Genomic DNA, 13,135 nt, shown 5'->3' with positions numbered 1-13,135 from the left:
ACGCCTGCCGCCGTTACTTCGCCAGGTTCGGCGGCGTGATCGGGGAGGCCGCGAGGGACTGCGGGGACGTGCTCGACGCGTAGGCGGACGGGGCCGAGACGCCGGCCGTCGGGTCGGCGGTGGCCTCGTCGGCGACCTGCAGGGGCAGGCGGCCCACGATGCGGATCCCGGCCTCGTCGAAGGCCAGCTTGATGCGCCAGCGCAGCTCGCGCTGCACGGTGAGGGACTTGCCGGGCATGGTCTTCGCCGAGACGCCCACGACCATGGAGTCGAGAAGCACGCTGTCCAGGCCGAGGACCTCGACCGGGCCCCACAGCATCTCGTTCCAGGGCTCGTCCTTGCTCATGGCGACGCCGACCTCGGTCAGGGTCTCCTTGACCTTGACCAGGTCCTCGTCCGAGCGGACGGTGACGTCGACACTCGCGGTGGCCCAGCCCTGCGACAGGTTGCCGATGCGCTTGACCTCGCCGTTGCGGACGTACCAGATCTCGCCGTCGGCGCCCCGCAGCTTGGTGACGCGCAGGCCGACCTCGACCACCTCGCCCGAGGCGACGCCCGCGTCGATGCTGTCCCCGACGCCGTACTGGTCCTCGAGGATCATGAAGACGCCGGACAGGAAGTCCGTGACGAGGTTGCGGGCGCCGAAGCCGATCGCCACACCCGCGACGCCCGCCGAGGCGAGCAGCGGGGCCAGATTGATCTGGAACGTGCCCAGGATCATCAGGGCGGCTGTGCCGAGAATCACGAAAGAGGCGACCGAGCGCAGCACGCTGCCGATGGCCTGCGAGCGCTGCCGACGGCGCTCCACATTGACCAGCAGGCCCCCGAGCGCCGTGCCGTCGACGGCCTGCGCCGTGCGGTTCATGCGCTCGATGAGCTTGGTGATGGCGCGCCGGATGGCCACTCTCAGGACCGCGGCGACGACGACGATGAGCAGGATGCGCAGGCCTATACCCAGCCAGGTGGACCAGTTCTGCCCGACCCAGCTGGCGGCGTTGGTGGCCTGTTCCTGGGCGTCCTTGAGTGTGGTCGGGTCCGAGGATGGGTCGGACGCCGACAGGACGGACAAGATCACGGCTGAAACCTCCAGGCATAGCGGCCGCCCGCGAAAGACGAAGTTACGGGCAGACCCACCACACTAACGGGGCATTGTGTGTGGATCGTTGTCTTGTTCGAGGGAGAGGCCGTCCTCACCTGGGGATGAAGGGGGTGTGGTCGAAAACACTCCCAGCCCGTTACCGGGACATGGTGGCGCTTGAGCAGGCCATGAGGGGAAACTGACTACAGATCGTCCCGGCGCGAGCCACGCGCCGCCGGCGTACAAGGAGGCATCCGTGCCGCATGTCCTGGTCCTCAACGCGTCGTACGAGCCACTCGGCGTCGTACCGCTCCGCCGCGCGCTCGTTCTGGTCCTCGAGAACAAGGCCATGTGCCTCGAGGAGTCCGGCGCCTATATGCACAGCGCAACCTGTACTGTCCCTGCACCCAGCGTGGTCCGCCTCAAGCGGTTCGTCCGGGTCCCTTACAGGGGGCCCGTTCCTCTGACCCGGCGGGCGCTGTTCGCCAGGGACGGCGGGCGGTGCATGTACTGCGGTGGCGTCGCAACCAGCGTCGACCACGTCATTCCCAAGAGCCGCGGCGGCCAGCACGCGTGGGAGAACGTGGTCGCGTCCTGCCGCCGCTGCAACCACGTCAAGGCCGACCGTCACCTGGTCGAGATCGGCTGGCGCCTGCGGCACAAGCCGGCCCCGCCGACCGGGCTCGCCTGGCGCATCATCGGGACCGGGCATAGGGACCCGCGCTGGCTGCCGTACTTGCAGCCGTTCGGCGCGGACGAGGCACTGGCCCGGATCGAAGGCATTTCCGCCTGACCATCGATCCGGGTCCTTGTTTTCACCGGTACGTTCTGCGGGCTCCGCAGGACGTACCGGCCTGGCTGTTGCCCGCCTCAGTGCCCGGCCCGTGCGCCCCGTCGGGCGTAGAGCGCGCCGCCGAGCACGAAGAGCGTGAGCGCCGCGGCCCAGGCACCGCGCTGCGGCCCCGTCTGCATGGGCCAGGACAGGACCGTCGCCTCCCGCATGCGGGGTGACGAGAACGACAGATAGACGGTCGAGAAGTACAGCATCGCGGGCAGCCAGCTGAGCCGCGCCCCGATGACGACCGCCGCGAGGGCCGTGATGCCGGTGGCTCCGAGGACGTTGCGGGTCATCGCCGGGGCCCCGTAGACGTGTGTGTCTCCCGGCACCGCGAGGGCGAGGACGGCCGCCGCGAGGCCGGTGAGGACCAGCAGATGGCCAAGCCGCCGTCGCCACCAGGGCCGTACCGCCGTGCGGTCCAGTTCTTCCGCGTGCTGATGGAGGCTGGTGCCGATCGCGGCGGAGGTGAGCAGCGGGGCCAGGGTGAGGAGGGGGACGCGGCGGTACGGGTCGAGGAACGCGTCCTGCCGGGTCCCGGCCCACAGGGTGAAGAGCGCCGCGCACAGGAACATGAGGAGCGTGAGGGGCAGGCCCCGCGAGCGGGCGTAGAGAGCCAGGGGTGCACTCACAGTGACGGGACCTCCTTCGGATCGGGGGCGCAGTCGCGGGCGGTCGCGAAGTAGCGGCTCAGCCAGGCGCGGCGCGTCTCGGGGGACATCGCCTTGAGGTGGTCCAGAGCCGCCTCGTCGGCGCGGTACGCGGCGCGCCGCTGCTTGTCGCCGCGAGACTCGGCGAGGTGGATCTGCTCCCACAGCGGGTTGGGGGCCAGCCAGCGCAGGACCGCCCCGTCGGTCCGGTCGATCCGTGGGTCCTGGTTCTTCGGCATGGGGCAGTCATCGCGTACGAGCTTCTGGGCGGCCTCCCACGCGTACTGCTGCGGGTCGGTCAGCTCGCCGCGCACCACACCCCAGCCGATCGGTGTGAGGTCAGGCAGCTCGGCCTCGTCCTCGTGCGGCCTGCCCGGCAGGTTCTCGAAACGGACCGGCAGGTTCTGTACGCCGTCGAGGCGGCCCATGAGCCCCGAAAGGGCGTCCGACACCTTGGGCAGCATCCCCGGGTAGGCGGCGCTGACGCAGAGGCGCGGAGTGGAGTCGTCGCACACCTGGCGCTGGGTGAGGGGGTTGCGCTGCCACATGGATTCCCCGCTCTGTACGAGGACGGTGGCCGCGGCGAGTGCGGCCACCAGGGGGACGAGAGCGGTGGCGCGACGGCGCGCCGTGTGCGCGAGGACCGCCGTCAGGGCGAGTGCGCTCCCCCACAGGGCGAAGACGAGGGGCTGCCACCACACGGGCACCGTGGTGCTGCCGAGCGGGAACCCTCCGGCGGGCCCGACGAAGCGGACGGCGGAGTCGGCAGTGGAGGCGAGGCCGAACAGGACGTAGCCGCCCAGGGCGAGCACCGGGGCCGCGAGTCGCCACGGCACCGTCCGGCCCGCCACATGCCCGAGCAGTGCGCACGCGCCGACCGTCAGCGCGTCGCCGAGGAGCACGAGCGGCAGGGGGTGTCCGGCGGACGTGTAGGGCAGGCTGGCCAGCAGCGAGCCGACGGCCGCGAGGGCGTATCCGCCCATCACCCACAGCGCGACGGGCAGCGCGCAGACCATGAACTGTGCCAGCGGGCCCCGCGGCATCGACGCCCTCAGCTCGCCCATCCGCGTCCGGCGCTCCCGCCCGCCCTGCCAGGCGCCCGCAGCGAGGGCGAGGGGGACGGTCAAGGCGGCGGCCGCGAGATGCAGGTTGCTCATGGTCTCGGGCCAGCTGCCCTGCCACTGGGCTGCTTTGGACGCCATGAGGCCGCCCACGCTGAGCAGTGCGGCGAGCCCGGACCACGGGGCGAAGCCGCGCAGCAGCTCGGCGCGCAGGGGGTGGCGGGTGCGGCCGGGTGCTTTCGGCGCCGGTGGGGCGGTGGCGGGTGCCTGGACGTCTGTGGTCATCGGCCCGCTCCGGCCGTGGCCGCGCGATGGCCTCGGAGGGCGGCCGTGTAGCCGCGTTCGGTGGCGTTGCCGTCGGCTTCGTCGCCGTCCGTGCCGAGGGCGGCGAGGGACGCGGGGGTGCCGCGGTAGGCGATCCGGCCGGTCTCGATCAGCGTCACCTGGGTGCAGGCCGCCGCGACGTCCTCCACGAGATGGGTGGAGACGATGACGGTGGCTCCCAGACCCAACTCGCGGAGCAGCGAACGGAATTCGACCCGCTGCTCGGGGTCGAGGCCGGCGGTCGGCTCGTCGAGGAGGAGCACCAACGGGTCGTTCACGATGGCCTGCGCGATCCCGACGCGGCGCACCATGCCGCCCGACAGGTTCTTGATCTTCGCGTCGATACGGTCCGTCAGGCCGACGCGCTCGACGGCCCGCTCGACCGCGTCGGGCGTGAGCGCGGCGGGCATCTCCTTCAGCCAGGCGACGTACGCGACGAACTCGCGCACGGTGAAGCCCGGGTAGTAGCCGAAGTGCTGCGGCAGATAGCCGAGTTGGCGTCGGGCCGTGCTGCGCTCGCGCGGCTTGCGCAGGTCGCCGCCGAGCATCTCCACCCGGCCGCCGGTGGGTTCGGCGACGGTGGCGAGCACCCGGATGAGGGAGGTCTTGCCCGCGCCGTTCGGGCCGAGGAGGCCGTGGACGCCGGGGCCGAACTCGAGGTCGACGCCGTCGAGCGCGGGGGCGGGGGCCTTGCGGTGCCGGACGGTCAGTCCGGTCACTCGAATCGTGCTCACGCCTTCTCCAGGTGGTCGTATGCGGAGCGGCAGACGGCGAGGACAGCGCCGGACAGCGCTATGGCGGCCGCCCAGCCCGCTTGTGCCGCCGCTCCGTCGAAATAGAGGGAGATCTGTTCGGTGAGCCGTTCCGTGAGGCGGCCGGGGCTGTCGCCGCGCGCGGCCGTGGGCACCACGAGTGCGAGCAGCCAGCCGCCGCCGACGAGGAGGGTCGCGGTGCGGCAGCCGAGGAACGCGGTGAGCGCCAGCGACGCGAGCGTCAGGGCGAGTCCCGGCAGCAGCCAGGCGGCGGCGCCGGGCACCCGTGTCTCGTACGGGACGGGCCCGCCGTGGCCCGCGCTCATCGTGCCGGGCAGCAGCAGCCCCGCAGCGGTGAGCAGCGGGACGCAGACTGCGAGGACGGCGGCCGCGCGCGTCAGGAGCAGCCGCAGCCCGCCCGAGGGCGAGGTGGCGGCGAGCTCGTACGCCGGGTCCGCGTGCCGCCCGTAGGACAGGGCGATCCCGGCGACCGGCAGCACGGGGGCCAGGGCGAGCAGCAGGGGCCGGGCGGCCTCGTACCCTCCGGCCTTCCCCAGCCCGACGGCCCCCGCGGCGACGAGCAGCAGGGCCAGGGCCCAGGGGCCGCGCAGCGCGGGTCCCGCGGCCCACAGGAGCCGCCCACGTCGCGGGCGGTGCGGCCCCGTCGGCATGGAGTGGCCCTGCGGCGACGCGGCCCCCTCGACGGCGGTCGGCAACTCCGCCTGAATATCGGCGAGTACGGCCGCGCGGATCTCCGCCAGTTCGGTCCCGGCGGTCCCGGCCCGTACCGCCCGGGACACCCGCGTGGCGCACGCCCCGCAGCTCTCCAGATGCTTCTCCACGGACCAGTCGTCCGTCTCGGTCAGGAGCCCGTCCGCGTAGCGCGCGGCGAGTTCCTCGCCGACGTGCCAAGCCGATCCGTGCCGTTCGCCGCTCATGCGGTGCCTCCCATCGGCGTCAACTGGCCGAGTGCGATGCGCAGTTCACGCCGTGCCCGCATCGCCCGGGTCTTCACGGTGCCTTCCGGTATGCCGAGCAGGCGGGCGGCCTCCCGGGTCGTCAGACCGTCGACGACCGTGGCGCGCAGCACTTCACGCAACTCGGGCGAGATACGGCCGAGCGCGGTGCCCACATCGCCGTACTCAAGCCCGTCGAGCACGTGCTCCTCGACGGAAGGGACGTCGGCCGTGGGTGCGTACGCGATCTGCTCGGTGCGCTCCTGAACCCGTCGTGCGTCGACGAGCCTTCGTGCGGCGATCACCCAGAGCCAGCCACCGGCCTCCGCGCCCCGGTGCGAGGCGGCGGAGCGCCACACGGTGACGAAGGTGTCCTGCAGTACTTCGCGGACGACTTCGGGATCCGCGCACCGCCGGCTGAGCCGCGCGTGCAGCCATCCGGCGTGCCGGTCGTAGAGCGCGGCCATCGCGGCGGAGTCCCCGCCGGCGACGGCGCGCAGCAACGCCGCGTCCGAGTCGTCGTCTCCCTGGCCCCCCATGGGGCGGAACAGTCTCACAACCCCTCTATCGACGGCGCGCGCCGCTTCGGTTCACGGGGCGGGCTCGACCGGGACAACGACTTGGCCACCGCCCGGCCGCACCCTATTGACGCCGCCTTCACCCACGGCTTACGTTCCTCGCACCCAATAGGAAACCTTCCTAACAGTGCTGCGAGGAGACAGGTCATGGCCGGTACGGCCCCGGGAACCCCCGGTACCCCGAGCGTCCTGCGCGCCATGAACGACCGCGCGGCCCTCGACCTCCTCGTCGCGCACGGCCCACTGACCCGCACCCGGATCGGGGAGCTGACCGGACTGTCCAAGCCCACCACCTCCCAGTTGCTCAGCCGGCTGGAAGCGGTGGGCCTGGTGCGCACCACGGGCAGCCAGACCGGCCGGCCCGGGCCGAACGCCGTGCTGTACGAGATCCACCCCGGCGCCGCCCACATCGTGGCCGTCTCCGCGGACCCCACCGGGATCACCGCCGTGGTCGCCGACATCGCCGGCGCCGAGCGCGGCCGCTGCCGTATCGAGGCCGTCGCCGTCGCCGACGACGTGCGCAACCGCACCGCCCAGCTCGTCGCCGAGGCCTTCGACGGCGCTCTGCGGCGGGCCGGGCTCGGCCACGACGACATCACGGCCACCGTGATCGGCACCCCCGGCGCCATCGACCCGCACACCGGCCAGCTCCGGTACGCCCCGCATCTGCCGGGCTGGCACTCGCGCACCCTGCTCGCCGAGCTCGCCGAGGTCCTCGGCACCCCGGTCTCCATCGAGAACGACGTCAATCTCGCCGCCATCGCCGAGCAGTACGAGGGCGCGGCGCAGGACCACGACGACTTCGTGCTGGCCTATGTCGACGAGGGTGTCGGCGCGGCGATCGTGCTCGGCGGCGTGCTCCTGCGGGGCGCGACCGGCGGCGCGGGCGAGATCGGCTACATGCCGCTGCCCGGCGCCCCGCTGGCGCGCGGCGGCGAGGAGGAGATCGCCGGCGAGGACGCGGGGGGCGGCTTCCAGAGTCTGGTCGCCGCGCCCGCCGTGCGGCTGCTTGCCGGGGGCGCCAAGGACCTCGGCGAGGCCCTCGCCGACCCCGCCGTGCTCGACGAGGTGGCCCGCCGCCTGGCCACCGGGCTCGCCGCCGTCGTCGCCGTCGTCGACCCCGAGCTCGTCGTCCTGTCGGGACAGGTGGCCCAGGCCGGCGGCGAGGCGCTGCGCGTCCGCGTCGAAGACGAACTCACCGGGCTCGCCCTGCCGCGGCCCCAGCTGCGTATCAGCGATCTCGACGACGACCCGATCCTCACCGGCGCCCTGCGCTCGGCGCTGACCCAGGCCCGCGACATCGTCTTCGACACCAGCAACGTCTGACCCCGCTCCCCTCCCCCTCCCCCACCTTTCGTCACTTCCTCCAACTCCCGTACAGGTAAAGGATGTTCGCCATGCCGCGATGGCGTATACCCCTGCGCGCGCCCGTAGCGCTCGCCGCGGCCGGACTGCTGCTGTCCGGCTGCGCCAACCCGAGTGTCGGCAGCGCCGACGACGACCCGACGAAGCCCGTGACGCTGAAGTTCTGGCACGGCTGGTCGGCCCCCGGCGAGGTGAAGGCGATCAACGACTCGATCGCCCGCTTCGAGAAGCTCCACCCGAACATCAGGGTGGAGTCCACCGAAAACGTCACGGACGCCACCATCAACCAGGCGCTGCGGGCCGGTGGCGACAAGGCACCCGACGTGGTGACCTCGTTCACCACCAACAACGTGGGCCAGTACTGCGACTCCGGCATGTGGGCGGACCTCGACCCGTTCATGAGGAAGAGCGGCCTCGACAAGGCGAAGGTCTTCCCCAAGACCCTCCTGGACTACACGAGTTATGACGGCAACCAGTGCGCCCTGCCGCTGCTCGCCGACGCCTACGGGATGTACTACAACAAGGACGCGTTCAAGGAGGCGGGCATCGGCCGGCCGCCGCGGACCATGTCCGAGTTCGAGGCCGACGCAAAGAAGCTCACGAAGCGCGCCGGCAGCTCCTACAAGCGCGTCGGCTTCATGCCGAACTTCCGCCTTTACCAGAACAGTCCCGACCGGCTCTTCGCCCAGTGGGGCCCCACCTACTTCGACGCCAAGGGCGACTCGCGGCTCGCGAAGGACCCGGCGACGTACAAGTTCTTCGACACCGCCCACAAGCTCGTCGAGGCGCAGGGCGGCTACAACGCCCTGGAGCGCTTCCGCACGTCCTTCGGTGACGAGATGTCCACACAGAACGCGTTCATGAACGGCAAGCTGGCGATGCATCTCGACGGTGAGTGGCGCGGCCTGATGATGAACGAGGCCAAGGTCGGCTTCGACTGGGGCGTGGCACCGCTGCCGGTCCCCGACGACCAGGCCGAGACGTACGGGCGCGGCTATCTCACCGGCACCGTCGCGGGCATCGCGCACAGCAGCAAGCACCAGAACGCGGCCTGGGAGCTGGTGAAGTTCCTGACCGCCGACACCGATCAGGTCGTCAGCTTCGCCAACGCGATCCACAACGTGCCGTCCACGTTCGCCGCCCTCAAGTCGCCGAAGCTGGACGCCGATCCGACGTTCCGCACCTTCCTGGACATCGCGCAGAACAAGTACAGCCAGGTCATGCCGCCCTCCACCAACGGCGGCATGTACGTCACCTCGCTGCAGGACTTCTCGTACTCGGTCGAGGCGGGCAAGGTCCACGACCTCGAGAAGGGTCTGCGCGAGCTCGACCGGCAGATCGACGCCGACACCCTTCAGTCGAAGAGCTGAGGAGCGGGAGTCCCATCATGGCCTTGACACTGTCCAATCCCGCGCGACGCAGACTGCGTACGCTCGGCTTCCTCTCCCCCTGGCTGATCGGCTTCAGCGTCTTCTTCGCGTACCCGCTGATCGCCACCGTCTACTTCTCGTTCATGCACTACAACCAGATCCAGAAGCCCGACTTCGTGGGGCTGCGGAACTGGAAGTACGTCTTCGAGCAGATGCCGCTGTTCGGTCCCGCCCTGTGGAACACGCTGTGGCTGGTCGTCGTGATGGTGGCCCTGCGGGTGGTCTTCGGGCTCTCCCTCGGACTGCTCATCACGAAGATCAAGACCGGCGCCGGCCTCTTCCGTACGGCCTTCTACCTGCCTTACCTGGCCCCGCCGGTGGCCGCGACCGTCGCCTTCGTCTTCCTGCTCAACCCGTCGACAGGACCGGTCAACGAGGTTCTCGCGCACATCGGCATCACCGGACCGAACTGGTTCAACGACGCCGCCTGGGCCAAGCCGTCCCTGGTGATGCTCTCGCTCTGGGGCATCGGCGACCTGATGGTGATCTTCATGGCCGCGCTGCTCGACGTACCCAGGGAGCAGTACGAGGCCGCGGAGCTGGACGGCGCGGGCGCCTGGTCGAAGTTCCGGTACGTGACCTGGCCGTCGATCACACCGATCGTCATGTTCGCCGTCGTCACCGGCGTCGTGCAGACCATGCAGTACTACACGCAGGCCCTGGTCGCCGGAAAGATCGCCTCCGGCGTCTCCATCGGCCCCGGCAGCGTCATCCAGCCCGGCTACCCGGACCACTCGACGCTCACCGTCCCGCAGCTCGTCTACTCGATGGGCTTCCAGAACTTCAACACCGGCGCGGCGTGCGTCCTCTCGCTCGTGCTCTTCGCCATCGCCATGGCCGTGACCATGCTGCTCATGCGCAAGCGCTCGGGCCTGCTCGCGGCGGAGGACTGATCAAGATGACGTCTACGACACTCAGCCCCACCCCCACTCCGACCGCTGCTCCCGCGGGCGTCTCGCGTCAGCGCGGCCCCGCCGCCGCACGCGCCCGCCGCAAGCGCGTCCTGCACTGGATCGCCGTGCACAGCGTCGCGATCGCCGTCGCGCTGCTGTTCGTCCTGCCGTTCGTGTTCGTCTTCCTGACGTCCGTGATGAGCGACAGCCAGGCGATGAGCGGCGACCTGTGGCCGGACTCCTGGCACTGGGAGAACTACAAGGCCGTCTTCGAGACCGACGGCTTCCTCGACTGGTGGAAGAACTCCCTGCTCTACGCGGGCCTCGGGACGCTGTTCACCGTGTGCTCGGCGATCCCCGTCGCGTACGCGCTCGCCAAGTTCCGCTTCCGCGGCCGCCGGACGGCGATGATCCTCGTCATCTCGACGATGATGCTGCCGCCGCAGGTCATCGTGATCCCGATGTATCTGGTGTGGGCCCAGCAGTTCCATCTGTCGGGCACGCTGTGGCCGCTGATCATCCCGATGGCGTTCGGCGACGCGTACTCGATCTTCCTGCTGCGTCAGTTCCTCCTGACGATCCCGAAGGAGTACATCGAGTCGGCGAAGGTCGACGGCTGCGGTGAGCTGCGGACCCTGCTGAAGATCATCGTGCCGATGGCCAAGCCGGGCATCGCCGCGATCGCGCTGTTCCAGTTCTTCTACTGCTGGAACGACTACTTCGGGCCGCAGATCTACGCGGCCCAGAACCCGGCGTCGTGGACGCTGTCGTACGGCCTCGAATCCTTCAAGTCCGCACACAGCGTCAACTGGAACCTGACGATGGCCGCGACACTCCTCGTGATGGCGCCGGTCTGCATCGTCTTCTTCTTCGCACAGAAGGCCTTCGTCGAAGGCGTCACCCTCACCGGAGTAAAGGGCTGAGAACCGATATGAAGCTCGCTGTGGTCGGCGGAGGCTCGACCTACACACCCGAACTCATCGACGGATTCGCGCGACTGAGGGACACCCTGCCGATCGAGGAGCTCGTGCTCGTCGACCCGGCGGCCGACCGCCTGGAACTGGTCGGCGGCCTCGCGCGGCGCATCTTCGCCAAGCAGGGCCACCCCGGCGTCATCCGTACGACGAGCGATGTGGACGCCGGTGTCGCCGACGCCGACGCGGTCCTGCTCCAGTTGCGCGTCGGCGGTCAGGCCGCCCGCAACCAGGACGAGACCTGGCCGCTGGAGTGCGGCTGCGTCGGGCAGGAGACGACCGGCGCGGGCGGCCTCGCGAAGGCGCTCCGCACGGTGCCGGTGGTCCTCGACATCGCCGAGCGGGTGCGCCGCGCCAACCCGAACGCCTGGATCATCGACTTCACCAACCCGGTCGGCATCGTGACCCGCGCGCTGCTCCAGGCCGGGCACAAGGCCGTCGGTCTGTGCAACGTCGCGATCGGCTTCCAGCGGAAGTTCGCGCGGCTGCTCGACGTGACGCCGTCACAGGTCCACCTCGACCACGTCGGCCTCAACCACCTCACCTGGGAGCTGGGCGTCCGCCTCGGCGGCCCGGACGGCGAGAACGTGCTGCCGCGCCTGATCGGCGAGCACGGCGACGCCATCGCCGAGGACCTGCACATGCCGCGCGCGATCGTGGACCGCCTCGGGGTCGTGCCCTCCTACTACCTGCGCTACTACTACCAGCACGACGCGGTCGTGCGGGAGATGCGCACGAAGCCGTCGCGCGCCTCCCAAGTGGCCGCGATGGAGCGGGAGCTGCTGGAGATGTACGGCGACCCGGCGCTCGACGAGAAGCCGGAGCTGCTCGCCAAGCGGGGCGGCGCCTTCTACAGCGAGGCGGCCGTGGACCTGGCGGCGTCGCTGCTCGGCGGCGGAGGCTCCCCGTACCAGGTCGTCAACACGTACAACAACGGCACGCTGCCGTTCCTGCCCGACGACGCCGTGATCGAGGTGCAGGCGGCGGTCGACGGCAAGGGGGCGACGCCACTGGCCGTGCCCGCGCTCGACCCGCTGTACGCGGGCCTCATCGCGAACGTCACCGCTTATGAGGACCTGGCACTCGAAGCCGCCCTGCGCGGCGGGCGTGACCGCGTCTTCAAGGCGCTGCTCGCACACCCGCTGGTGGGCCAGATCGACTACGCCGAGCAGCTCACGGACGAGCTGATCGCCCACAACCGGGAGCACCTCGCGTGGGCCTGAGCTCTTCTGTGAACGGCTGGGTGCTGGCGATCGACGCCGGCAACAGCAAGACCGACGTCGCGGTGGTCGCGGCCGACGGCACCGTCGTCGGCGCGGCCCGCGGCGGCGGGTTCCAGCCGCCCAAGGTGGGCATCGAGGCCGCCGTCGACGTGCTCGCCGAGGCCGTCGACCGTGCGCTCACCGAGGCGGGCACGACCACGGTGGGACACGTCTCGGCGTGTCTCGCCAACGCCGATCTCCCGGTCGAGGAAAGGGAGTTGGCGGCGGAGCTGCGCACTCGCGGCTGGGCCGCCTCCGTCGACGTACGCAACGACACCTTCGCCGTCCTGCGCGCCGGGCTCCTCAAGGACTCCGAGCCGCGCGGCGTCGCCGTCGTGTGCGGCGCCGGCATCAACTGCGTCGGGATGCTGCCCGACGGGCGCACCGCCCGCTTCCCCGCGATCGGCAAGATCTCCGGCGACTGGGGCGGTGGCGGCGGTCTCGCCGAGGAGGCCCTCTGGTACGCGGCCCGCGCCGAGGACGGCCGCGGCGGTGCGACCGCCCTGATGCGCTCCCTGCCCGCGCACTTCGGGCTGCCCTCCATGTACGCGCTGATCGAAGCGCTGCACCTGGGCCGCATCCCGGTGCAGCGACGGCACGAGCTGACGCCGGTGCTCTTCGCGACGGCAGCGGACGGCGACCCGGTGGCCCGCGCCCTGATCGACCGCATGGGCGACGAGGTCGTGGCCATGTCCGTGGTGGCCCTGGACCGGCTCGGCCTGCTCGACGAGGAGACCCCCGTGCTCCTGGGCGGCTCGGTGCTCGCCGCGCGCCATCCCCAACTCGACGACCGGATACGGGAGATGCTCACCGCGCGCGCCCCCAAGGCGGTCCCGCGCGTGGTCACCGCCCGGCCCGTCCTGGGCGCGGCACTGCTCGGCCTCGACGCCGTGGGGGCGGACGAGGACGTGCACGCGCGCGTGCGGGCGCACTTCGAAAGCTGACCGAAGTCGTCGGGAACGTTTCGCCGGGACGCG

At 71.0% G+C, this 13,135-nt stretch carries 13 protein-coding genes; 7 read left to right on the top strand and 6 right to left on the bottom strand.

Going from position 1 to position 13,135, the window contains the following annotated elements; all coding sequences use genetic code 11:
* Positions 1-13: 13 nt before the first annotated feature.
* Positions 14-1,075 carry a mechanosensitive ion channel family protein gene (locus OG698_RS29880; RefSeq protein WP_406106681.1) on the bottom strand — a complete coding sequence of 354 codons (1,062 nt, stop codon included), beginning with the start codon at positions 1,073-1,075 and terminating at the stop codon, positions 14-16.
* 259 nt (positions 1,076-1,334) lie between these two features.
* On the opposite strand from OG698_RS29880, the gene OG698_RS29875 reads away from it, so the two are divergent.
* Positions 1,335-1,871 carry an HNH endonuclease gene (locus tag OG698_RS29875; RefSeq protein WP_100594167.1) on the top strand — a complete coding sequence of 179 codons (537 nt, stop codon included), beginning with the start codon at positions 1,335-1,337 and terminating at the stop codon, positions 1,869-1,871.
* 77 nt (positions 1,872-1,948) lie between these two features.
* Here the strand turns inward: OG698_RS29875 and OG698_RS29870 are convergent, their stop codons facing one another.
* Genes OG698_RS29870 through OG698_RS29850 form a run of 5 tightly spaced genes read right to left on the bottom strand, consistent with a single transcriptional unit; the run spans position 1,949 to position 6,195 of the window.
* Complete coding sequence (locus OG698_RS29870) at positions 1,949-2,545, bottom strand: hypothetical protein (protein WP_406106679.1); 597 nt, start codon at positions 2,543-2,545, stop codon at positions 1,949-1,951.
* Positions 2,542-3,909, bottom strand: a complete 1,368-nt coding sequence (locus tag OG698_RS29865; protein ID WP_406106678.1) for a hypothetical protein — start codon at positions 3,907-3,909, stop codon at positions 2,542-2,544. The genes OG698_RS29870 and OG698_RS29865 overlap by 4 nt, the downstream gene beginning before the upstream one ends.
* Positions 3,906-4,682 (bottom strand): ABC transporter ATP-binding protein, encoded by a 777-nt coding sequence (locus tag OG698_RS29860; RefSeq protein WP_406106676.1) that lies wholly within the window; start codon positions 4,680-4,682, stop codon positions 3,906-3,908. Before OG698_RS29860 ends, OG698_RS29865 begins: the two co-directional genes overlap by 4 nt.
* The gene (locus OG698_RS29855; protein WP_406106675.1) at positions 4,679-5,638 is read right to left on the bottom strand and encodes a zf-HC2 domain-containing protein; all 960 of its coding nucleotides are present in this window, start codon (positions 5,636-5,638) and stop codon (positions 4,679-4,681) included. Before OG698_RS29855 ends, OG698_RS29860 begins: the two co-directional genes overlap by 4 nt.
* Positions 5,635-6,195: an RNA polymerase sigma factor gene (locus tag OG698_RS29850; RefSeq protein ID WP_327577648.1), complete on the bottom strand. Its 561-nt coding sequence runs from the start codon at positions 6,193-6,195 to the stop codon at positions 5,635-5,637. The genes OG698_RS29855 and OG698_RS29850 overlap by 4 nt, the downstream gene beginning before the upstream one ends.
* Positions 6,196-6,381: 186 nt before the next feature.
* On the opposite strand from OG698_RS29850, the gene OG698_RS29845 reads away from it, so the two are divergent.
* The 6 genes from OG698_RS29845 (at position 6,382) to OG698_RS29820 (ending at position 13,102) form a co-directional block, all read left to right on the top strand.
* A complete protein-coding gene (locus OG698_RS29845) occupies positions 6,382-7,560 on the top strand; it encodes an ROK family transcriptional regulator (RefSeq protein ID WP_356081464.1) in 1,179 nt (392 codons plus the stop codon).
* A 71-nt stretch (positions 7,561-7,631) separates the two neighbouring features.
* Positions 7,632-8,969, top strand: a complete 1,338-nt coding sequence (locus OG698_RS29840) for an ABC transporter substrate-binding protein (protein ID WP_406106673.1) — start codon at positions 7,632-7,634, stop codon at positions 8,967-8,969.
* 17 nt (positions 8,970-8,986) lie between these two features.
* Positions 8,987-9,922: a carbohydrate ABC transporter permease gene (locus OG698_RS29835; protein ID WP_406106672.1), complete on the top strand. Its 936-nt coding sequence runs from the start codon at positions 8,987-8,989 to the stop codon at positions 9,920-9,922.
* Positions 9,923-9,927: 5 nt separating this feature from the next.
* Positions 9,928-10,845 (top strand): carbohydrate ABC transporter permease, encoded by a 918-nt coding sequence (locus OG698_RS29830; RefSeq protein WP_406106671.1) that lies wholly within the window; start codon positions 9,928-9,930, stop codon positions 10,843-10,845.
* An 8-nt stretch (positions 10,846-10,853) separates the two neighbouring features.
* A complete protein-coding gene (locus tag OG698_RS29825) occupies positions 10,854-12,119 on the top strand; it encodes a 6-phospho-beta-glucosidase (protein ID WP_406106669.1) in 1,266 nt (421 codons plus the stop codon).
* Complete coding sequence (locus OG698_RS29820) at positions 12,110-13,102, top strand: N-acetylglucosamine kinase (protein WP_406106668.1); 993 nt, start codon at positions 12,110-12,112, stop codon at positions 13,100-13,102. The genes OG698_RS29825 and OG698_RS29820 overlap by 10 nt, the downstream gene beginning before the upstream one ends.
* The last annotated feature ends 33 nt before the right edge of the window (positions 13,103-13,135 follow it).

It is taken from the genome of Streptomyces sp. NBC_01003 (assembly GCF_045162695.1).
In the GTDB taxonomy this organism is placed as follows: Bacteria; Actinomycetota; Actinomycetes; order Streptomycetales; family Streptomycetaceae; genus Streptomyces.
Note: the sequence above shows the minus strand (reverse complement) of the source record. Positions and strands in the feature narration are given on the sequence as shown.